The sequence below is a fragment of the Stenotrophomonas sp. PS02297 genome, from assembly GCF_029959705.1.
GTDB classification, from domain to species: domain Bacteria; phylum Pseudomonadota; class Gammaproteobacteria; order Xanthomonadales; family Xanthomonadaceae; genus Stenotrophomonas; species Stenotrophomonas nitritireducens.
Genome location: NZ_JASCOS010000041.1, coordinates 1 through 20,275 on the forward strand (window position 1 = coordinate 1; position 20,275 = coordinate 20,275).

At 70.2% G+C, this 20,275-nt stretch carries 18 protein-coding genes; 8 read left to right on the top strand and 10 right to left on the bottom strand.

The window, feature by feature from the left end; translation table 11 throughout:
* Positions 1-45: 45 nt before the first annotated feature.
* The 3 genes from aqpZ to nfi all read right to left on the bottom strand — a co-directional run bounded on the left by aqpZ (position 46) and on the right by nfi (position 2,489).
* Positions 46-768 carry an aquaporin Z gene (gene aqpZ, locus QMX80_RS09955; protein WP_082443569.1) on the bottom strand — a complete coding sequence of 241 codons (723 nt, stop codon included), beginning with the start codon at positions 766-768 and terminating at the stop codon, positions 46-48.
* Between the two features lie 88 nt (positions 769-856).
* Positions 857-1,717, bottom strand: a complete 861-nt coding sequence (locus tag QMX80_RS09960; RefSeq protein WP_282276809.1) for a pirin family protein — start codon at positions 1,715-1,717, stop codon at positions 857-859.
* A gap of 91 nt (positions 1,718-1,808) precedes the next feature.
* Positions 1,809-2,489, bottom strand: a complete 681-nt coding sequence (gene nfi, locus QMX80_RS09965; protein ID WP_282276811.1) for a deoxyribonuclease V — start codon at positions 2,487-2,489, stop codon at positions 1,809-1,811.
* A 108-nt stretch (positions 2,490-2,597) separates the two neighbouring features.
* Here nfi and gpmA point away from each other — a divergent pair, with 108 nt between their 5' ends.
* Complete coding sequence (gene gpmA / locus QMX80_RS09970; RefSeq protein ID WP_055768122.1) at positions 2,598-3,347, top strand: 2,3-diphosphoglycerate-dependent phosphoglycerate mutase; 750 nt, start codon at positions 2,598-2,600, stop codon at positions 3,345-3,347.
* 77 nt (positions 3,348-3,424) lie between these two features.
* Here the strand turns inward: gpmA and QMX80_RS09975 are convergent, their stop codons facing one another.
* Complete coding sequence (locus tag QMX80_RS09975) at positions 3,425-3,829, bottom strand: helix-turn-helix transcriptional regulator (RefSeq protein ID WP_162236384.1); 405 nt, start codon at positions 3,827-3,829, stop codon at positions 3,425-3,427.
* A 214-nt stretch (positions 3,830-4,043) separates the two neighbouring features.
* On the opposite strand from QMX80_RS09975, the gene QMX80_RS09980 reads away from it, so the two are divergent.
* Positions 4,044-4,415, top strand: a complete 372-nt coding sequence (locus tag QMX80_RS09980; RefSeq protein ID WP_273080280.1) for a PilZ domain-containing protein — start codon at positions 4,044-4,046, stop codon at positions 4,413-4,415.
* Between the two features lie 12 nt (positions 4,416-4,427).
* On the opposite strand, the gene QMX80_RS09985 is transcribed toward QMX80_RS09980, so the two are convergent.
* Positions 4,428-5,225 carry a helix-turn-helix transcriptional regulator gene (locus QMX80_RS09985; protein ID WP_055768534.1) on the bottom strand — a complete coding sequence of 266 codons (798 nt, stop codon included), beginning with the start codon at positions 5,223-5,225 and terminating at the stop codon, positions 4,428-4,430.
* Between the two features lie 72 nt (positions 5,226-5,297).
* On the opposite strand from QMX80_RS09985, the gene QMX80_RS09990 reads away from it, so the two are divergent.
* The 3 genes from QMX80_RS09990 to QMX80_RS10000 all read left to right on the top strand — a co-directional run bounded on the left by QMX80_RS09990 (position 5,298) and on the right by QMX80_RS10000 (position 9,355).
* Positions 5,298-6,518: an MFS transporter gene (locus QMX80_RS09990; RefSeq protein ID WP_282276813.1), complete on the top strand. Its 1,221-nt coding sequence runs from the start codon at positions 5,298-5,300 to the stop codon at positions 6,516-6,518.
* A 140-nt stretch (positions 6,519-6,658) separates the two neighbouring features.
* Positions 6,659-7,138, top strand: coding sequence for a VOC family protein (locus QMX80_RS09995; RefSeq protein WP_282276836.1), 480 nt, complete (start codon positions 6,659-6,661; stop codon positions 7,136-7,138).
* Between the two features lie 129 nt (positions 7,139-7,267).
* On the top strand, positions 7,268-9,355 hold the full coding sequence (locus QMX80_RS10000) for a M13 family metallopeptidase (protein ID WP_273080277.1): 2,088 nt from the start codon (positions 7,268-7,270) through the stop codon (positions 9,353-9,355).
* Positions 9,356-9,462: 107 nt separating this feature from the next.
* Here QMX80_RS10000 and QMX80_RS10005 read toward each other — a convergent pair whose 3' ends face one another.
* Entirely contained in the window at positions 9,463-9,741 is a 279-nt protein-coding gene (locus QMX80_RS10005; protein ID WP_282276814.1) for a hypothetical protein, read from the bottom strand.
* Between the two features lie 217 nt (positions 9,742-9,958).
* On the opposite strand from QMX80_RS10005, the gene cls reads away from it, so the two are divergent.
* Positions 9,959-11,461 (top strand): cardiolipin synthase, encoded by a 1,503-nt coding sequence (cls, locus tag QMX80_RS10010; protein ID WP_282276815.1) that lies wholly within the window; start codon positions 9,959-9,961, stop codon positions 11,459-11,461.
* 21 nt (positions 11,462-11,482) lie between these two features.
* Here cls and QMX80_RS10015 read toward each other — a convergent pair whose 3' ends face one another.
* The 4 genes from QMX80_RS10015 to rlmJ form a co-directional block, all read right to left on the bottom strand.
* Positions 11,483-12,103: an HD domain-containing phosphohydrolase gene (locus QMX80_RS10015; RefSeq protein WP_055768146.1), complete on the bottom strand. Its 621-nt coding sequence runs from the start codon at positions 12,101-12,103 to the stop codon at positions 11,483-11,485.
* 90 nt (positions 12,104-12,193) lie between these two features.
* The gene (gene mfd / locus QMX80_RS10020; protein WP_282276816.1) at positions 12,194-15,664 is read right to left on the bottom strand and encodes a transcription-repair coupling factor; all 3,471 of its coding nucleotides are present in this window, start codon (positions 15,662-15,664) and stop codon (positions 12,194-12,196) included.
* A gap of 229 nt (positions 15,665-15,893) precedes the next feature.
* On the bottom strand, positions 15,894-16,439 hold the full coding sequence (locus QMX80_RS10025) for a GNAT family N-acetyltransferase (protein WP_153190733.1): 546 nt from the start codon (positions 16,437-16,439) through the stop codon (positions 15,894-15,896).
* Positions 16,440-16,634: 195 nt separating this feature from the next.
* The gene (gene rlmJ, locus QMX80_RS10030; RefSeq protein ID WP_282276819.1) at positions 16,635-17,492 is read right to left on the bottom strand and encodes a 23S rRNA (adenine(2030)-N(6))-methyltransferase RlmJ; all 858 of its coding nucleotides are present in this window, start codon (positions 17,490-17,492) and stop codon (positions 16,635-16,637) included.
* A 45-nt stretch (positions 17,493-17,537) separates the two neighbouring features.
* On the opposite strand from rlmJ, the gene creB reads away from it, so the two are divergent.
* Together creB and creC are read left to right on the top strand one after the other, a co-directional pair.
* The gene (gene creB / locus QMX80_RS10035; protein ID WP_282276821.1) at positions 17,538-18,230 is read left to right on the top strand and encodes a two-component system response regulator CreB; all 693 of its coding nucleotides are present in this window, start codon (positions 17,538-17,540) and stop codon (positions 18,228-18,230) included.
* A 519-nt stretch (positions 18,231-18,749) separates the two neighbouring features.
* Positions 18,750-20,186 carry a two-component system sensor histidine kinase CreC gene (gene creC, locus QMX80_RS10040; protein ID WP_282276837.1) on the top strand — a complete coding sequence of 479 codons (1,437 nt, stop codon included), beginning with the start codon at positions 18,750-18,752 and terminating at the stop codon, positions 20,184-20,186.
* Positions 20,187-20,275: the final 89 nt, after the last annotated feature.

The following is a 20,275-nucleotide window of genomic DNA, read 5'->3' on the forward strand; positions in this document are numbered from 1 at the left end:
GGCCCCCGGGTGGGGGCCGTCGCGGGTGCATGTTGCGGGGGAACGTCAGCGCTGGTCGCTGCCGATCCACTTGTAGGCCAGGCCGCCGATCAGCGCGCCCAGGAACGGCGCCACCCAGAACAGCCACAGCTGGCCCATCGCGCCGGGGCCGGCGAACAGCGCCACCGCGGTGGAGCGCGCCGGGTTCACCGAGGTGTTGGTGACCGGGATGCTGATCAGGTGGATCAGGGTCAGCGCCAGGCCGATCGCGATCGGAGCGAAGCCGGCCGGCGCCTTGCCGTGGGTGGAGCCCATGATCACCACCAGGAACATCGCGGTCATCACCACTTCGCACAGGAAGGCGGCGGCCACGCTGTAGCCGCCCGGCGACAGCGCGCCGTAGCCGTTGCTGGCGAAGGCGCCGGCCTGGCTGCCGTCGATGGCGAAACCGGGCTGGCCCTGCGCGATATGCAGCAGGATGAAGGCGGCGAGGGTGCCGCCCAGCACCTGGGCGACGATATAGGGCACCAGGTCCTTGCCGGCGAAGCGGCCGCCGGCCCACAGGCCGAGGCTGACCGCCGGGTTGAAGTGCGCGCCGGAGACGTGCCCGAACGCATAGGCGCCGGTCAGCACGGTCAGGCCGAACGCCAGCGCGACACCGACGAAGCCGATGCCCAGTGGATTGCCGTCACCGCCGAACTTGGCCGCCAGCACGGCGCTGCCGCAGCCGCCCAGCACCAGCCAGAAGGTGCCGAGGAACTCGGCCGCCAGTCGCTTCCCCATGCTCATCGTCTATTCCCCGCAGTGGCCCGGAGTGGGCGCAGGAAAAATAACCAAGAACCGTGATGGCGGCGTATCGAAAACGTTAACCGGCGCCTCAGCCCGGCAGCGGGATGAATTCCTTGTCGTCGCCGGGGATGGTGCCGAAGCGGCCGTCGCGCCAGTCGTCCTTGGCCTGCTCGATGCGCTCCTTCGAACTGGAGACGAAGTTCCACCACAGGTGACGCGGGCCGTCGAGCGGCTCGCCGCCCATCAGCATCGCCTTGAGCGGGGTCCTGGCGCGCAGGCGTCCGCGCGCGCCCGGCTCCGGAATCACCAGGTGCTGCACCGGGATGTCCACGCCGTCGAGCTGCGCATCGCCTTCCAGCACGTAGAGCGCGCGCTCTACGTGCGAGGTATCCAGGTCGATCTCGGCGCCCGGCTCCAGGTCGATGGCGACATTGAGCGTGTCGGCGAATACCCGTACCGGCGATTCCTCGCCATAGGCGCGGCCGGCGATCACCCGCAGCCAGGCGCCGTCGCGACGCTGCTGCGGCAGCTGCGCCGCGCCGAAGTGATGGAATTCCGGCGCGGTTTCCTCGTATTCCTTCGGCAGCGCCACCCAGGTCTGCATGCCGTGCAGCGGATGGTCGTGCTCGCGCTCGGGCGGCGGCGTGCGTTCGGAATGGGCGATGCCGCGGCCGGCAGTCATCCAGTTGACGTCGCCGGGGCGGATGACCTGTTCCGAGCCGAGCGTGTCGCGGTGGCCGATGGCGCCGGACCACAGGAAGGTGACCGTCGCCAGGCCGATATGCGGATGCGGGCGCACGTCGATGCCCTGGCCGGGCGCGAACACCGCCGGGCCCATGTGGTCGACGAACACGAACGGCCCGACGCTGCGCGCTTGCAGCGTCGGCACGGCGCGGCGCACCTGGAAACCACCGAGGTCGTGGACACGGGGGCTGATGATCGTGGTCATGGCGCGGGCTCCTTTGCGGGGATGGGCAGGATGGCATGCGCCGCGCGCCTGTGCCGGCGGTCCGGCCGTAACGGACTGTTGCCGCGATGGATCAGGCGCCGCCGTCGCGGCGCGAGGCGATGCGGTCGGCCAGGCGCGTGGGTTCGGGCAGGCGGTAGCGGGTGAGGCAGGCCAGCACCAGCGGCAGGCAGGCCTGCACCGAGACGTGGTTGCCCGGCGAGATGAACAGCGGATTGCAGCGCGGCTTGCTGCGCAGCACCCAGCCGACCTGGCGGCCCTTGTGGAACAGCGGCGCGTGGTCGCCGCGCTCCGGTCCCGGTTCGGCGTAGTCGCCGACCAGGCGGCTCTTGCCCACGCCGATGCTGGGCAGCCCGGTCAGCACGCCCAGATGCGCGGCGATGCCCAGCCCGCGCGGATGGGCGATGCCGTGGCCGTCGACCAGCACCAGCTGCGGCTCCTCCCGCAGTTGCCGCAGCGCCTGCAGCACCGCCGGCAGTTCGCGGAAACTGAGCAGGCCGGGGATGTAGGGCAGGGCGGTGGGCAGGCGCGCCAGGGTCGATTCGACCGGCTGCAGGCTGAAGCCATCCACGCGCACCGCCACCGAGCGGGTGATGCGGCCCTCGTCCTCGAAGCCGCTGTCCACGCCGGCCACGCGTGCCGGCAGGGCGGCCAGGCGGTCGTCCAGTTCCACGCGCGCGGCCAGTTCGACCTGTTGGCGGCGCAGCCCGGCCAGGGCGGCGGGGGCGATGTCGGCGGGAGGCAGGAAGCGCATGCGTCCAAGCCTGCCACTTCCGCGGTGGCCGCGCAGTGCAGGCGGAGGCGCGAAGGGAAGCGGCTACAATCGACCGGTTCCCTTTCCCCCGACCCGGAGACTTTCGCAGTGACCCGCAAACTCGTGCTGTTGCGCCATGGCCAGAGCCAGTGGAACCTCGACAACCGCTTCACCGGCTGGGTGGACGTGGAGCTGACCGAGCAGGGCCGCCGCGAAGCCGCCGCCGCCGGCCGGCTGATGAAGGAAGAAGGGCTGCAGTTCGATGTCGCCCACACCTCGGTGCTCAAGCGCGCCATCCACACCCTGCAGGGCGCGCTGGCCGAACTGGGCCAGGACTGGCTGCCGGTGAACAAGTCCTGGCGGCTCAACGAGCGCCATTACGGCGGCCTGCAGGGCCTGGACAAGGCCGAGACCGCCGCCAAACACGGCGAGGAGCAGGTCAAGGTATGGCGCCGCTCCTACGACATCCCGCCGCCGCCGATGGACCTGGAAGACCCGGGCCATCCGATCCACGACCGCCGCTACGCCGGCCTGGACCGCAATGCGCTGCCGGGCACCGAGTCGCTGGCCACCACCCTGGACCGCGTGCTGCCGTACTGGCACGACGCCATCGCCCCGCAGCTGAAGGACGGCAGGACCGTGCTGGTCACCGCCCACGGCAACTCGCTGCGCGCGCTGTACAAGTACCTCAACCATGTCTCGCGCGAGGAAATCCTCGAGCTCAACATCCCCACCGGCATCCCGCTGCTGTTCGAATTGAACGATGACCTGAGCGTGCAGTCGTTCCGCTACCTCGGCGATCCGGAAGCGGCGAAGAAGGCGGCCGAGGCCGTGGCCAACCAGGGCAAGGCGAAGTAACGCCGGCCTGCCCGACGCATCGAAACACCCGGCTTGGGCCGGGTGTTTTCGTTTGTGGATCGACGGACAGGGCGGGATCAGCGGCGGCAGCTGGCCGGTTCGGCCTTGCAGGCTTCGTTGATCCGGTTGTCGCGCAGGCCCGCGTTCTTGCCGAGGACGTAGCCTGCGACCAGCTGGAACATGATCACCGCCAGCACGATGCTCACGATCCACAGGGTGATCTTGATGCGGTCGGCCGCTCCGATGCCGGAAGCGGGCCGCGCCGGCGCGGCTTCGCGACCGGCCAGTTGCCCCGGTTCGATACCCAGCGCGGCGGCCACCGCCATCCGCGACTCATGCGAGGCCTTGCCTTCGGCCTCCAGCCGCTGCACGGTGCGCGGGCTGAGCCCGGCCACGTCCGCCAGGTGTTCCTGCGACCAGCCGCGCGCCTCGCGCAATGTCCTGATCCGGTTGGCGTCGATCTTCATCGTTTTCTCGTCCACTGTGACCGCTCCGCGATGGTAAGGGAGCCGGCACGCTGCCGCGACGGCCCGCCCCGGACCACGACAGCGACACGCCAGATTCACGACAGGCCTTGCCGATCAAGGTCTTGCCGGACGCTCGGCCGGCCGCCGCGCCGCTGCCCGCCGGCCGGGCTATGCTTCGACCACGGCGGCGGCGCGGCCGGTTTTTCCATCCAACGCACAGGGAAACCGCATGAACACGTCCACGGAGCGACGCCATTTCTGGCGTGCCCCCTTCCATTCACCGGCCCGCCTGGTCCGCGCCGACGGCCGCATCCATGCGGGGCAGGTACACGATGTGTCGCTGAAGGGCGCGCTGTTCGAGGTGGGCGCCGGCGACGACTGCCGGCTGGACGAGTGCTGCCAGCTGCAGGTCGATCTGTCCGAAGACCTGCCGATCCGCATGCAGGCCACCGTGGTGCATGTGGAAGGATGCAACGTCGGCCTGCGCTGCGATGAGATCGACCTGGACAGCATCACCGCGCTGCGCCGCGTGATCGAACTCAATGCCGCCGATCCGGCCCTGCTGGAACGCGAGCTCGGTGCGCTGGTGCGGCACGGCTGACCGGCCGGGCGCTCAGCGGAAGAAGCGGCTCGGCGTCAGTCCGAAGCGGCGCTTGAACATGGTGGCGAACGCGCTGGGGCTTTCGTAGCCCAGCGCCAGCGCCACGTCGATGACCTTCTCGCCGACCGCCAGCCGTTCCAGCGCGCGCAGCAGCCGCGCCTGCTGCCGCCACTGGCCGAAGGTCATGCCCAGTTCGCGCGCACACAGGCGCTGGATCGTCTTTACGTCCACCTGCAGGCGTGCGGCCCAGTCCTGCAGGGTGGAGGCGTCGTCCGGCTGCCGTTCCAGCCGCCGGCCGATCGCGCGCAGACGCGGGTCGGCCGGTTCGGGCAGGTGCAGCGGCAGCGCCGGCAGGGTCTGCATTTCGTCCAGGACCAGGCGCATCAGGCGGCCGTCGCGCGAGTCCTCGACGTACGGTTGCGCGACGCCGGCGGCGGCGCGGATCAGCGCCGCCAGCAGCGGCGTGACCGATACCGCCGAGGCGCCGGCCGGCGCCTGCGGCATGGCGGCCGGCGCGACATAGAGGCTGCGCATGCGCACCAAGCCGATGCAGTGCACCACATGGCCGGTGCCGGCGGGAATCCAGATCGCGCGCGTGCTGGGCACCACCCAGCGGCCCATGCCGGCGCGCACGACCAGCGCGCCGCTCTCGGCATACACCAGCTGGTGGCGGTCGGGATGGTGGTGCAGCGGAATGAGCGTGCCGGGGGCGTAGTCGCGGGCCTTGCAGTACACCGCCGTCTCCGGGCCGACGGGCAACGGCAGGCGCTGCCCCCGGCGGTCGCCAATGTCCTTTTCGAGAGGGTACATGACCATATCGCGCAGGAAGGGCGTGGCTGGCGACTCTACCATGCGCGCCGCTCCCCACTGCCTGGTGCCGCCATGTCCGCAGCCGCCCCCGTTGCCGCCTCCCCCACGACCACGCGCCGCCCGGTAGCGGTGGGCGTGCTGGCTGCGATCAGCGGTTCGCACCTGGTCAACGACATGATGCAGTCGCTGATCCTGGCGCTGTATCCGATCTTCAAGGGCCAGTTCCACCTGAGCTTCGCCCAGGTCGGCCTGATCACCCTGACCTACCAGCTCACCGCCTCGCTGTTCCAGCCGCTGATCGGCCTGCGCACCGACCGCCGCCCGGCGCCGTATTCGCTGCCGATGGGCATGGCCTCGACCCTGTGCGGCCTGCTGCTGCTGGCCTACGCGCCGAACTTCGCCACGGTGCTGGCGGCGGCGATGCTGGTCGGCATCGGTTCGGCCATCTTCCATCCCGAATCCTCGCGCATCGCGCGCCTGGCCTCGGGCGGGCGCCACGGCCTGTCGCAGTCCATTTTCCAGCTGGGCGGCAACGCCGGCACGGCCGTCGGTCCGCTGCTGGCGGCGGCGGTGATCGTGCCCAACGGCCAGCGCAGCGTGGCCTGGTTCGGCTGCGCGGCGCTGCTGGGCATCGGCCTGCTGTGTTACGTGGGGCGCTGGTACCAGCAGCATCTGCTGGCCGTCGCCGCCAGCCCGAAGCCGCGCGCGGCCGCCGGCGCGGCGCGGCTGCCGTCGCGCACCGTGGCCTGGGTGATCGCGGTGCTGCTGGTGCTGATCTTCAGCAAGTACTTCTACATCGCCGGCCTCAGCAGCTACTACACGTTCTACCTGATGCAGAAGTTCGGAGTGTCGGTGCAGAGCGCGCAGCTGCACCTGTTCGGCTTCCTGCTGGCCTCGGCGGCCGGCACCCTGATCGGTGGGCCGGTGGGCGACCGCATCGGCCGCAAGCCGGTGATCTGGGCCTCGATCCTGGGCGTGGCGCCGTTCGCGCTGGTCCTGCCCTACGCCAACCTGGAATGGACCACGGTGCTGACCCTGGTCATCGGCTTCGTCCTGTCCTCGGCGTTCTCGGCCATCCTGGTTTACGCGCAGGAACTGATGCCGCACCGCATCGGCACCGTGTCGGGCCTGTTCTTCGGCTTCGCCTTCGGCATGGGCGGGCTGGGCGCGGCGGTGCTGGGCGTGCTGGCCGACCACACCAGCATCGTGTGGGTCTACAAGGCGATCTCGTTCCTGCCCTTGCTGGGCATGGTGGCGGCACTGCTGCCGGGCCCGCGCGCGCTGCAACGCTGACTGCGCCACGCGGCCTTCCGTGGGCCGCGGCATGCACGCGGAGTGACGGTGGCGCGCGGACGCTGCGCTACGATCCCGCGTTCCGGCGCCATGGTGTGTCCGTGCGCGCCGGTTTTTCTTCCGTGAGCGAGGAAACCGCGATGATCCCCAAGAACACGATCTGCCTGTGGTACGACGGTGCCGCGCTGGAAGCGGCCACCTTCTATGCCGAGACGTTTTCCGACAGCAGGGTGGTGGCCGTCCACCGCGCGCCCGGTGACTATCCCGCGGGCAAGCAGGGCGATGTGCTGACAGTCGAATTCACGGTGCTCGGCATTCCGTGCCTGGGCCTGAATGGCGGCCCGGCGTTCAGGCACAGCGAGGCGTTCTCGTTCCAGGTCGCGACCGACGACCAGGCCGAGACCGACCGGCTGTGGGACGCGATCGTCGGCAACGGCGGCGAGGAAAGCGCCTGCGGCTGGTGCCGCGACAAGTGGGGATTGTCGTGGCAGATCACGCCGCGCGCACTGACCGCGGCCATCGCCGACCCCGATCCGACCGCGGCCAAGCGCGCGTTCGAGGCGATGATGGGAATGCGCAGGATCGACATCGCCGCGATCGAGGCGGCGCGCCGCGGCTGAAGCCGCGCGTCGCGCGGCGGCTTTCGCCGCGGGCATGACCTTCGGCCTATCCGCAGCGGAGCGCCATCGCCTACGCTCGGGGATTGGCCGCGCGCAGGCGCGGCATTCCCTGCTAGGCCGGAGATCCGCATGACCCTTTCCAAGCTCGTCCCGTTGTCCCTGACCGTCGCCATCGCCGCCTCGCTGGCCGCCTGCGGCAAGACCGAAGCCCCGGCCGCCGAAGCGGCGAAGCCGGCCTTCGACCTGTCGCGGATCAAGACGCCGTCGGTGACATTCAGTGCAGCCGACCTGGACCCGGCCGTGTCGGCCTGTACCGACCTCAACGGCTTCGTCAACGGCAAGTGGCTCAAGGCCAACCCGGTGCCGGGCGACCAGGTGACCTGGGGCAGCTTCGAGATCCTGCGCGAGCGCTCGCTGGAAGTGCAGCACGCGCTGGTCGAGCAGGCCGCCGCAGCCAACGCCAAGGCCGGCTCGGTGGAAGCGCAGATCGGCGATATCTGGAAGACCGGCTCGGACGAGGCTGCGATCGAAGCGGCCGGCATCAAGCCGCTGCAGCCGGAGCTGGACAGGATCGCCGCACTCAACGACGGCGCCGCCATCGCCGGCTACCTGCGCCAGGCCTACGCGCAGGGCCAGGGCTTCCTGTTCTCGCTGTACGCCAGTCCGGACTTCAAGGATTCGGCCAACGTCATCGCCTATGTCGGCCAGGGCGGCCTGGGCCTGCCGGAGAAGGGCTATTACTTCGACGAATCGCAGGCCAAGATCCGCGAGGCCTACGTGGCCTACATCGAGCAGATGCTGGCCCTGTCCGGGGTGGACGCCGCACAGGCCAAGGAGCAGGCCAAGGCGGTGATGGAATTCGAAACCCGCCTGGCCAAGGCCTCGCTGTCGCGCATCGAGCTGCGCGACCCGGCCAAGCGCTACAACCCGGTCAGCGCCGCCGATGCCGACAGGCAGACCCCGAATTTCAGCTGGACCGCGCTGTTCGACACGCTGCAGATCCCGGCCAAGGACAAGTTCTCGCTGGCGCAGCCGGGCTTCTTCGGCGAGCTGGACAAGATGCTGGCCGACGTGCCGGCCGCAACCTGGCAGGCCTACCTGCGCTTCCACACCGTGGACAACGCCGCGCCGTACCTGAGCATGGCCTTCGAACAGGCCAGCTTCGACTTCTTCAGCAAGACCCTGCGCGGCCAGCAGGAAATGCAGCCGCGCTGGAAGCGCGTGCTCGAGTCGGTGAACGGCGCGATGGGCGAAGCGCTGGGCCAGCTGTACGTGGACGCGGTGTTCCCGGCCGAGTCCAAGGTGGCCATGCAGCACCTGGTGGAAAACCTGTCGGTGGCGCTGAAGGCGCGCCTGGAAACCCTGCCGTGGATGGGCGAGGAAACCAAGAAGAAGGCGCTGGAGAAGTGGGCCAGCTTCACCCCGAAGATCGGCTACCCGGACAAGTGGCGCGACTGGTCGGGCCTGGCCACCAAGGGCGACAGCTACCTGGGCAACATGCAGGCCGCGCGCGCGTTCAACTACCGCTACATGCTCGACAAGATCGGCAAGCCGGTGGACAAGACCGAGTGGGGCATGACCCCGCAGACGGTCAACGCCTACTACAACGCGACCAAGAACGAGATCGTGTTCCCGGCGGCGATCCTGCAGCCGCCGTTCTTCGACGCCAAGGCCGACCCGGCGCTGAACTACGGCGGCATCGGCGCGGTGATCGGCCACGAGATGATGCACGGCTACGACGACTCGGGCAGCCAGTTCGCCGCCAACGGCAACTTCGACAACTGGTGGACCGACGCCGACCGCGGCGCCTTCAACAGCCGCACCGACCAGCTGGTCGCGCAGTTCGACGGCTATGAGGCGCTGCCGGGCGTGAACGTGAAGGGCAAGCTGACCCTGGGCGAGAACATCGGCGACCTCGGCGGCCTGACCGTGGCCTACGACGCGCTGCAGATGGCGCTCAAGGAAGACCCGTCGAAGAACGTGGCGGTGGATGGCTACAGCGAGGACCAGCGCTTCTTCATGAACTGGGCCACGGTGTGGCGCCGCAACTTCACCGAGGGCGAACTGCGCGTGCGCCTGAACACCGATCCGCACGCGCCGGCCAACTTCCGCGCCAACGGCACGCCGTCGAACATGCCGGCCTATGCCGCCGCGTTCCAGTGCAAGGCCGGCGACCCGATGGTGCGTGGCGACGACAAGCGCGTGGTCATCTGGTGACCGGCGCCAACGGCCGCAACCGCTGACAGGGAAGGCCCGGCATTGCCGGGCCTTCCGCGTTCCGGGGCATGGGTGGCCAGCGCATCGCGACGCGCGCGCTCGCCACCTCACCTGGACGGCGTATGCGCGGCGTGCTCGCAGCGCGCGTATTCCTCGCGGCTCAGGGTCTTGTCCTTGTCGGTATCGCATTTGTGCAGGCGTGCGGCGATGGCCGGCGGATAGACGTCGATCTCGGCCAGGGTGACGATGCCGTCCTTGTTCTTGTCGATCGCGTCATAGTCCGGCAACGGTGGCGGCGCGGTCTTGTCCGCGGCGGTGGCGGTGCAGGCCACGCCGGCGATGATGGCGGCGGCCAGGAACAGGGGCAGGGAAGGGATGGTGTGCATGGCGTCGAACTCCTTGGCGGGGCCGGAACCTCCGGCGCTTCCGTGCGCGCAGATGGCGCCTGCCGGCCTTCGCCGCGCGTGAAAAAACGGTGCCTGCCGCCGACGCCGGCAGGGCGGGGTTCAGCCAGCGGCCACGGGCAGATGCGGCGGTGGCGGCGGGCGTGTTATTGATCCGGCTCCGCCATCGGCGGCGGGCCATCGACCACAGGGAGGCTGCATGGTGCCGGAGGCAGGCGAACCGCACGCGCTGCTGCAGTTGGGAGTCACTGCCGTCGTATTCGTGGCGCACCTGGCGGTGGCGGCGCGCGCGCTGACCCGCGCCAACCGCGCGCCGGCCTCGCGCGCGGCGTGGGTGGCGGTGGTGATGCTGGCGCCGGTGGTGGGCATGGTCGCCTACCTGCTGCTGGGCGAGACCAGCATCGGCCGCGCGCGCTTCCGCCGCGTGGAACAGGCCCTGGGACGGATGGGCATGGCGGCGGCTGCGATCACCCGGCTGCCGGCGGCCGCGCCGGTGGCCGATACTGCCGCACCGCTGCTGGAGCTGGCGCGTTCGATCAACGGCCTGCCGGCGGTCGGCGGGAACCGCGTGACGCTGCTGGGCGACGCCGACAGTCCCGCGGGCGCGCCGGAAAGCGACTGCCGCCGCGCGCTGGACACGCTGGTGGCCGACATCGAACAGGCCCGCGAGAGCGTGCACATCGCCTTCTACATCTGGCTGGACGATGGCGCCGGCGGCCGCGTGGCCGATGCGGTGGCCGCCGCGGCGCGGCGCGGCGTGGCCTGCCGGGTGATGGTCGATGCGCTGGGCTCGCGCGCCTTCATCGACGGCCCGCGCTGGAAGCAGCTGGGCGAGGCCGGAGTGAAACGGCTGAAAACGCTGGACGACATCAAGCGCCTGCAGCACATGGCGTTCAGCCGCATGGACCTGCGCGACCACCGCAAGATCGTGGTGATCGACAACCGCATCGCCTATTGCGGCAGCCAGAACTGCGCCGATCCGGAGTTCCGGGTGAAGCCAGCCTGCGCGCCGTGGATCGACCTGCTGCTGCGCTGCGAGGGTCCGGTGGTGGCGCTGGTCCAGTTCCTGTTCCTCAGCGGCTGGATTCCGGAAGCGGGCGAGAGCGGGCTGGACGGCTATGCGGTCGCGACCGTGCCGCAGTGGCATGAAGGCGGCTGCATCGCCACCGCCTTCGAGACCGGGCCGATCACGCGGCCCAACGCCATGGCCGATATGTTCGTGGCCTGCATCCATGCCGCGCGGCGCGAACTGGTGATCACCACGCCGTATTTCGTGCCGGACGAATCCATCCTGCGCGCGCTCTGCTCTGCGCCGCGGCGCGGCGTGTGCACGAAGCTGGTGCTCCCACGCCGCAACGATTCGTGGCTGGTCGGGCAGGCCAGCCGCAGCGCCTATGCCGACCTGCTGCGCAGCGGCGTGGAAGTCCACGAGTATCCGCTGGGCCTGCTGCACGCCAAGTCGCTGACCGTCGATGGCGAGATCAGCCTGGTGGGCTCGGCCAACATAGACCGGCGCAGCCTGGAGCTCAATTTCGAGAACAGCCTGCTGATCGCCGACGCGCAGGTGACCGCCGCGATCCGCCGGCGCCAGGAAAAATACCTGTCCGTGTCCATTGCGGTGACGCAGGAACAGGTCGATGGCTGGTCGTTCGCCACGCGGCTGGTGCAGAACGCGGTGGCGATGATGTCGCCGGTGCTGTAAGCGCGCCGGGTGTGCCGGGACTCAGGCGCCGATGGCGGCGCGTCCGCGCAGCAGGCCGCGGAATTCCCCGAACAGGCGCGGATCGACCAGCCGGTTCTTCTCGCGGTTGAGGATGGCCAGCGCATCGTCCGCGCACAGCGGGCCGCGGTAGGGACGATGCGAGGTCAACGCGTCGTAGCCGTCGGCGATGGTCAGGATGCGCGCTTCCAGCGGGATGTCCTCGCCCTGCAGGCCGTGCGGGTAACCGCTGCCGTCCCAGGCTTCGTGGTGATGCAGGATCAGCCGCGCCACGGCGGCGGCATCGTCGCGGCCGGTGGCCGCGAACAGGCGCGCGCCGCGTTCGGGGTGAGTGCGCATCTTCTCCATCCGCGGCTCGTCCAGGCGGCCGGGATGCAGCAGCACGTCGTCGCGGATGCCGATCTTGCCGACATCGTGGAAGCGCGCGGCCAGCGCCAGCTGTTCCAGCTGCGCGCCGGACAGCCCGCAGCGCTCGCCCAGCCCGTGCGCCAACAGCGAAACCCGGTCGCAGTGCTGGTCGGTGTAGCTGTCGCGCTCGTCCAGCGCGGCGGCGAGCACGGCGATGCCGCAGCTGTCGTTTTCAGGCGGGAGGGACAGGCCAGGGGGCGAGGGAATCGGGAACATGGAGCGCCGCACCGCGGGGAAGGCGGCCTGGCCGGGAGGAGGGCGGTTATTGTCCCCGGCGCCTCCGTTCCTGGCAAACCCTTCATCCACTCACGCCGGCCGCAGGGTGGTCAGCAGCGCGCGCGCGGCGTTGAAGCGGTCCGCGCTTTCCGGCAGCGGATGCCGGATGCGCAGCTTGTCCGGGCCGTCCATCTGGTACAGCTTGGGCTGCTTCTGGATCAGCTGGATCACCGCCATCGGGTCGATGTCGGGCTTGGCCTCGAACACGATGCGGCCGCCATTCTCGCCCAGCTCCAGCTTGCGGATGCCCAGCGCGTTGGCCTGCAGCTTCAGTTCGGCGATGGCGAACAGGTGCTTGGCCGCATCCGGCAGCAGGCCGAAGCGGTCGATCATCTCCACCTGCAGCTCGCGCAATGCGACGCTGTCGCGCGCGCTGGAAATGCGCTTGTACAGGGTCAGGCGCGTATGCACGTCGGGCAGGTAGTCTTCCGGGATCAGCGCCGGCACGTGCAGTTCGACCTCGGCGCCGCGCACTTCCTCGCCGCTGTCCAGGTCGGGCAGCTTGCCGGCCTTGATCGAGCGCACCGCGCGTTCGAGCAGCTCGGTGTACAGGCTGAAGCCGACTTCGGCCATCTGCCCGCTCTGGTCCTCGCCGAGCAGTTCGCCGGCGCCGCGGATTTCCAGGTCATGGGTGGCCAGGGTGAAGCCGGCGCCGAGTTCGTCCATCGAGGCGATGGCGTCCAGCCGCTTCTGTGCGTCGGGCGTGATCGAACGCTTGTCCGGCACCACCAGGTACGCATAGGCGCGATGGTGCGAGCGGCCGACGCGGCCGCGCAGCTGGTGCAGCTGGGCCAGGCCGAAGCGGTCGGCGCGGTTGATGATGATGGTGTTGGCGTTGGGGATGTCGATGCCCGATTCGATGATGGTGCTGGCCAGCAGCACGTTGAAGCGCTGCTTCTGGAAATCCAGCATCACCTTTTCCAGCTCGCGCTCGGGCATCTGCCCATGGGCCATGCCGATGCGCGCCTCGGGCACCAGCTCGGACAGCTCGCGCTGCATGCGGCCCATGCTCTCCACGTCGTTGTGCAGGAAATACAGCTGGCCGCCGCGCGAGAGCTCGCGCTGGAACGATTCGCGCAGCTGCGCGTTGTCCCACTGGGTGACGAAGGTCTGCACCGCCAGCCGGTTCGGCGGCGGCGTGGCAATGATCGACAGGTCGCGCAGCCCGGCCATGGCCATGTTGAGCGTGCGCGGGATCGGCGTGGCGGTGAGCGTGAGCAGGTGCACGTTGGCGCGCATCGCCTTGAGCGCTTCCTTCTGGCGCACACCGAAGCGCTGTTCCTCGTCGACGATGACCAGGCCCAGGTCCTTGAACTTCACGTCCGGCTGCAGCAGGCGGTGGGTGCCGACGATCACGTCGATGCCGCCCTCGGCGACCTTGTCCAGTTCGGCCCTGATCTCCTTGGTGGACTTGAAGCGCGACAGCACCTCGACCTTGAGCGGGTAATCGGCGAAGCGGTCGCGGAAGTTGCGGTAGTGCTGCTCGGCCAGCAGCGTGGTCGGCACCAGCACGGCGACCTGCTTGCCGCCACTGGCGGCGGCGAAGGCGGCGCGCACGGCCACTTCGGTCTTGCCGAAGCCGACGTCGCCGCAGACCACGCGGTCCATCGGCTGACTGGACTGCAGGTCGCGCAGGGTGGCTTCGATCGCGGCCAGCTGGTCCGGGGTTTCCTCGAACGGGAAGCCGGCGGCGAACGGTTCGTACATGGCGCGGTCGATGTCCAGCGCCAGGCCGGCGCGGGCCTGGCGCCGCGCCTGGATCTCCAGCAGCTCGGCGGCGACGTCGCGGACCTTCTCGGCAGCCTTGCGCTTGGCCTTGGCCCACTGCTCGCCGCCCAGCGAATGCAGCGGCGCGGTTTCCGGCGAGGCGCCGGAGTAGCGGCTGATCAGGTGCAGCTGCGCGACCGGCACGTACAGACGGTCGCCCTTGGCGTATTCGATCTCGAGGAATTCGCCGGGCATGCCGCCGACGTCCATCGCGATCAACCCGCGGTAGCGGCCGACGCCATGGTCCTCGTGGACGATGGGCGCGCCTTCGGTCAGCTCGCCGAGGTCGCGGATGATCGCTTCCGGCTCGCGCCCGGCACGGCGGGTGCGGCGCGCCTGGCCGGCGCGCTCGGGGAACAGCTGGCGCTCGGTGAGCACCGCCAGCGCCGGTTCGGACAGGGCGAAGCCATCGTCCAGCGGCGCCACGGTGATCGCGAAGCGCGGCGCATCGTCGGCCAGGAAGGCCGGCAGGCCCGGCACCACCGGCGGCCGCAGGTCGGCGGCCTGCAGCACTTCCAGCAGCGCCTCGCGGCGGCCCGGCGAATCTGCGGCGACCAGCACCCGGCCGGGGTAGTGGTCGAGGAAGGACTTCAGCGCCTGCCCGGCGGGCGCGTCCTTGGCGGCCACCGGCAACGGTGGCAGCGGCTGGTCGCCCAGCGCCTGCGCCTCGGCGATGCGCGGGTGGTCGGCGGGCCACACTTCCACGCGTGGCTGCCGGTTGAACTGCTCGCGCAGCCCGTCCGGCGACTGGTAGATCTCCTCCGGCGGCAGCAGCGGCCGTTCGATGTCGTGGCGGCGCTGCTCGTAGCGGCTGCGGGTCTGTGTCCAGAACGCGTCGGCCGCTTCGCCCACGCCGGGCGCGAGCACGGTCAGGAAACCCTCGGGCAGGTAGTCGAACAGCGTCGCCGTTGTGTTGAAGAACAGCGGCAGGAAGTATTCGATGCCCGAGGGCGGGACGCCGGCCTTCAGGTCCTGGTAGAGCGGGCTGCGGCGGGTGTCCACGTCGAAGCGCTCGCGCAGCGTGGCCAGCACTTTGGCGAGGCTGGCCTCGTCCATCGGCACTTCGCGGCCTGGCAGCATCTTCACCGCGCCGACCTTGTCCAGCGAGCGCTGCGATTCGGGGTCGAATTCGCGGATCGAGTCGATGTCCTCGTCCAGCAGTTCGATGCGCAGCGGTGCGCCGGCACCCATCGGGTAGACGTCGAGCAGGCCGCCGCGCACGGCGAAGTCGCCCGGGTCCATCACCTGCGGCACGTTGCGGTAGCCGGCGCTTTCCAGGCGGCGCTTCTCCGCATCCATGTCCAGGCGCTGGCCGACCTCCAGGTCGAAGCTGCCGCCGACGATGTAGCTCAGCGGCGCCAGCCGCTGCAGCAGGGTCTGCACCGGCACCACCACGATGCCGCGCGCGAGCGCGGGCAGGCGGTGCAGCGCGGCCAGGCGCTGGGAAATGATGTCCGGGTGCGGGCTGAACTGGTCGTAGGGCAGGGTTTCCCAGTCGGGAAACGGCACCACCGGCAAGGCCGCATCGTCGCCCAGCAGGGTCTGCAGGTCGGCGACGGCCTGGTGCGCGCCGTGGTTGTCGCGGGCGACCAGCAGCAGCGGCCCGGCGTGCGCCTGCGCGGCACGGGCCACGTGCCAGGCCAGCGCGCTGGTCGATGCGGGGGCGCGCCACCAGGCGCGGAGCTGGCCCGTACGGGGCAGCGGCGGGACGGGATAGGAGGCGTGATGCGGCATGAGACCGCCGATTTTACTGCAGTGCCGGCCGGCGGCCGGCAAGTGCGGGAATCATCGCCATCGCAGGCGCCGGCCAGAGGCCGCCACTACAGGGAAGGTGCGCAGGCAAGCCCTCGGGCCGGCGAGGGCCGCGAAGGACGTCGCAGGAGCGGCTCCGGCAGCGCGAAACGATGGCCGGAAGCGCGCCCGCGGGGGATGGCGGGCGCAAGGCGGCGCCGCGTGCCCGGCCTCAGCTGCCCAGTTCCAGCACCATCCGCACCAGGCCCGGCGTGCCGGACGGGTGCGGTACCTGCTTGAAGCCCAGCGAGGCGGCCAGTTGCAGCATCGGTTCGTTGTCCTGGGCGATGTCGCCGTACATGCGGTCCAGGTACTTGCCGCGCGCCCACTTGACCAGCTTGCGCATCAGCTGCCGGCCAAGGCCCTGGCCGGCGAGGAAGCGGCTGACCAGGATGGCGTACTCGGCGTCGCGGGTGCCGGGGATGATCGAGGCGCGCGCAACGGCGCCGACCACGGCTTCGCCCGGCGGCAGCGGTTCGGCCGCGACCAGCGAGATCTCGGTCTTCGGGTTCGGGTGGGTCAGGCGCTGCGCGGTTTCGTCCGACAGCACGTCCACGGCCTGCAGGAAGCGGTCGCGGACTTCCTCCGGCCCGAACAGCGCGAATGCGCCCTGCAGCGGCGCGCCGTCTTCGGGGCGGATGGGACGGATGAGCAGTTCCCGGCCGCTGGGAGCCTTGAAGTTTTCATGCCACGGGGGCATGCGGTTGCGTGTAGCCATGACTGCGGTTCCTCCAGAGTCCGCCGATTCTTGCACCTGCAGCGTGAGGTTCTGTGAACGCGATTCAACCATGGCGACCGGGCAGGTGGCAGCGGATTTTCGTTGCCGGACCGTTGTCGAGCGCGATTACCCCAGACCAGCATGGCCGCAGGCGCGGGCCGTGCCGTCTCCTGCCGCAGAACGCGGCCGCCAGGTTCAATCCCCGCTCTTGATCCACTCCAGCCGCGTCGATGCACCGGCTTCGCCCAGTTCGCGCTGCAGCACCGGCAACGCCGGGGCCAAGGCCTGGTCGAACTGCCAGGGCGGATTGAGCAGCAGCATGCCACTGCCGTTCAGGCGCAGCGGCGAGTCGTCCGGGCGCACCATCAGCTCGGCCACCAGCGCCGACTTGACCGGCAGCGCGGCCGCCTTGCGGAAGAACGGCAGCAGGCTGCGGCGCTGCTTGACCGGGTACCACACCGCGCACTGGGCCTGCGGCATGCGCGCCAGGATCTCGCGCAGCGTGGCGATGATCTGCGGGTACTCGGCGTCCTGCGCCTCGTAGGGCGGGTCGATCAGCACCAGGGCGCGGCCGATCTTCGTCTCGCCGGCCCTGGGCGGCAGCAGGGCGCGGATGCTGTCGTAGCCATTGGCGGCCAGCACCTGCACGCGGCGGTCGTGGGCGAACAGTTCCTTCAGCGCCGCCGCTTCCTCGGGCTGCAGCTCGCAGGCGGCCATGCGGTCCTGCCCGCGCATGGCCTGGGCGGCCAGCAGCGGCGAGCCGGGGTAGGCGATCAGACCGCCGACAGGGTTGTTGGCCTGGATCGCGCGCAGGTAGCGCTCCACCACTTCCGGCAGGGTCGGCGAGGCCATCAGCTGCCCGATGCCCGCCTCGGCCTCGGCGGTCTTGCGGCTTTCCTCCGCCGCGAGCAGGTAGCGGCCGCGGCCGGCGTGGGTGTCGAGCACGAAGAACGGCGCGTCCTTGCGCTTGAGCGCATCGATCAGGGCGAGCAGGACGATGTGCTTGAGCACGTCGGCATGGTTGCCGGCGTGGAAGGCGTGGCGGTAGTTCATCGGTGCAGTGTACGGGCGCCGCCCGGGGGCGGCTATGCTGGCGCAATGTCCGAACAGCCCGCCTGCGTGCTCGTCGTCGAAGACGAGGCCGCCATCGCCGATACCGTCCTGTACGCGCTGCGCAGCGAGGGCCACGCGGCAGAACACTGCGCGCTGGGGCGGCAGGCGCTGGAACGGCTGCGCGGGGGCGGCATCGACGTGGTGGTGCTGGACGTGGGCCTGCCCGACCTGGGCGGTTTCGAGGTCTGCCGCCAGCTGCGGACGTTCAGCCAGGTGCCGGTGATCTTCCTGACCGCGCGCAACGACGAGTTCGACCGGGTGCTTGGCCTGGAGCTGGGCGCGGACGATTACGTGGGCAAGCCGTTCTCGCCGCGCGAGCTGGTGGCGCGGGTGCGCGCGCGGCTGCGGCGGCCGGCGCAGCCGGCACCGGCCGAGGCGGGCTGGATGCGGCAGGGGGCGTTCGCGATCGACCGCGAGGGGCGGCGGGTGCGCTACCGCGAGGTGCTGCTGGACCTGACCCGCTACGAGTACGCGCTGCTGGCGGCGCTGCTGCAGCGGCCGGGGGCGATCCTCAGCCGCGCGCAGCTGATGGAGCGTGGCTGGGACCACGCCAGCGACAGCGCCGACCGCACCGTGGATACGCATGTGAAGACCCTGCGCGCGAAGCTGCGCGCGGCGGGGGCGGAGGATGATCCGATCCGCACGCACCGGGGCCTGGGGTATGCGCTGGATGTCTGAAGTTCCTGGAAATCCGGCGCGTGCGATGGGGCGACTTTTGAAGCCCCTTCTCCTTTGCGGGGAGAAGGCGTGCTCCACGCGCTACCGGCGTGCATGCGTTGGAGCGCGGGGCGGAGGCAAAGCCAAAGCCAAAGCCAAAGCCAAAGCCAAAGCTTCGCGGCTCCTGATCGAACGAAGTGAGGCTCTTTCCAGTTCGTGGTTGAAGGCAACTGCAAAGGCTTTCGCTCCCGCTTCGCGTGAGCGAGTTACTTTTCTTTGCTCGTGCAAAGAAAAGGTAACCAAAAGAAAGCACGCCCTGCCTCCGCGCCCGACGCGCTGTGCGCGCCGGGTCCACTCCGCCGCCGGGATTTTTCGACACGACATCCCTGTCGTGTCGAAAAACGACGTGCATCCATGCGCATCGCCCTTCGGGTCTTGTCCGTCGGCTCCGTCGCTACGGAAGGGAACCCGGAAGATCAAAAGCCGAAGCAACAGCAAAGCCATGAGCGACGGCAGCGGCTTCGACCATGTGAGGTGGGCGTGCGCCTCGGCCTGAAACTCTTCCTCGGCTTCTTCCTGATCGTCGGCATCGCTGCGTTCTTCGTGATGCGCGTGTTCGTCGACGAGGTCAAGCCGGGCGTGCGCCAGGCGATGGAATCCACCTTGGTTGACGCGGCCAACGTGCTGGCGGTGATGGCCGGGCCGGACCTGGCGGCCGGGCATATCGCCGATGGCCGCTTCGCCGCGCAGGTGGCGACTGCGCAGCGGCGCGATCCGCGCGCGATGGTGTGGCGCTTCCCCAAGCGCAGCATCGACTACCGGGTCACCGTGACCGACGTGCGCGGCATCGTCGTCTACGACTCGCGCGGGCAGGACGTGGGCCGCGACAACTCGCGCTGGAACGATGTCTACCGCACCCTGCGCGGCCAGTACGGCGCGCGCTCCAGCCCGGGAACGCCGGGCGACGTGGACAGCACGGTCATGCACGTGGCCGCGCCGGTCTACGATCCGGCCGACGGGCGCACCCTGATCGGCGTGCTGACCCTGGCCCAGCCCAACGACAGCATCGAGCCGTTCATCGCCGCCAGCCAGCGCGCCATCGTCGCGCGCGGTGCGTGGCTGATCGGCTCGGCGGCGCTGATCGGGCTGCTGATGACCTGGTGGCTGGCACGCGGCATCGGCAGCCTGAGCCGCTATGCGAAGGCGGTCAGCGCCGGCGAGCCGGTGCCGCCGCCCAGGCCGCGCGGCGACGAGATCGGCGATCTCGGCCAGGCCCTGGAGACCATGCGCCGCAAGCTCGAGGGCAAGGCCTACGTCGAGCAGTACGTGCAGTCGCTCACGCACGAGATGAAGAGCCCGCTGGCGGCGATCCGCGGTGCCGCCGAACTGCTGCAGGAACCCCTGCCCGAGATCGACCGGCAGCGTTTCGCCGCGAACATCGCCCAGCAGGAGCGGCGCCTGACCGAGACCATCGACCAGCTGCTGCGGCTGGCCGAGGTGGAGCAGCATGGCTGGCTGCAGCGACGCACGACGGTGGACCTGGCGGCGCTGTGCCGGCAGCTCGCCGAGGATGCGGGGCCGCGCCTGCAGGCCGCGCGCCTGTCGCTGCACTGCGGACTGCCGGATCACGCGCCGGTGCAGGGCGATGCGTTCCTGCTGCGGCAGGCCCTGGGCAACCTGCTGGACAACGCGATCGCGTTTTCGCCCGAAGGCGGCCGGATCGGGTTGCAGCTGGGCGCGCAGGACGGGGGCTGGGAAGTGGTGTTGACCGACCAGGGACCGGGTGTGCCGGACTACGCGCTGGAGCGGGTGTTCGAGCGCTTCTATTCGCTGGCTCGCCCCGGCAGCGGGCAGCGCAGCTCCGGGCTGGGCCTGCCGTTCGTGGCCGAGGTCGCGCGCCTGCATGGTGGGCATGCGCGCCTGCGCAACCGCGTGGAGGGCGGTGCGGAGGCGAGCCTGTGGTTGCCAATGGCGTAGGTGCCGGGCCTGCCCGGCACGGGGCCGCACCGGGAAAGCTCCCTGCGGGGCGCGCCGCGCCTCTACGCCGGCGCTGATGCGTCGTCGCG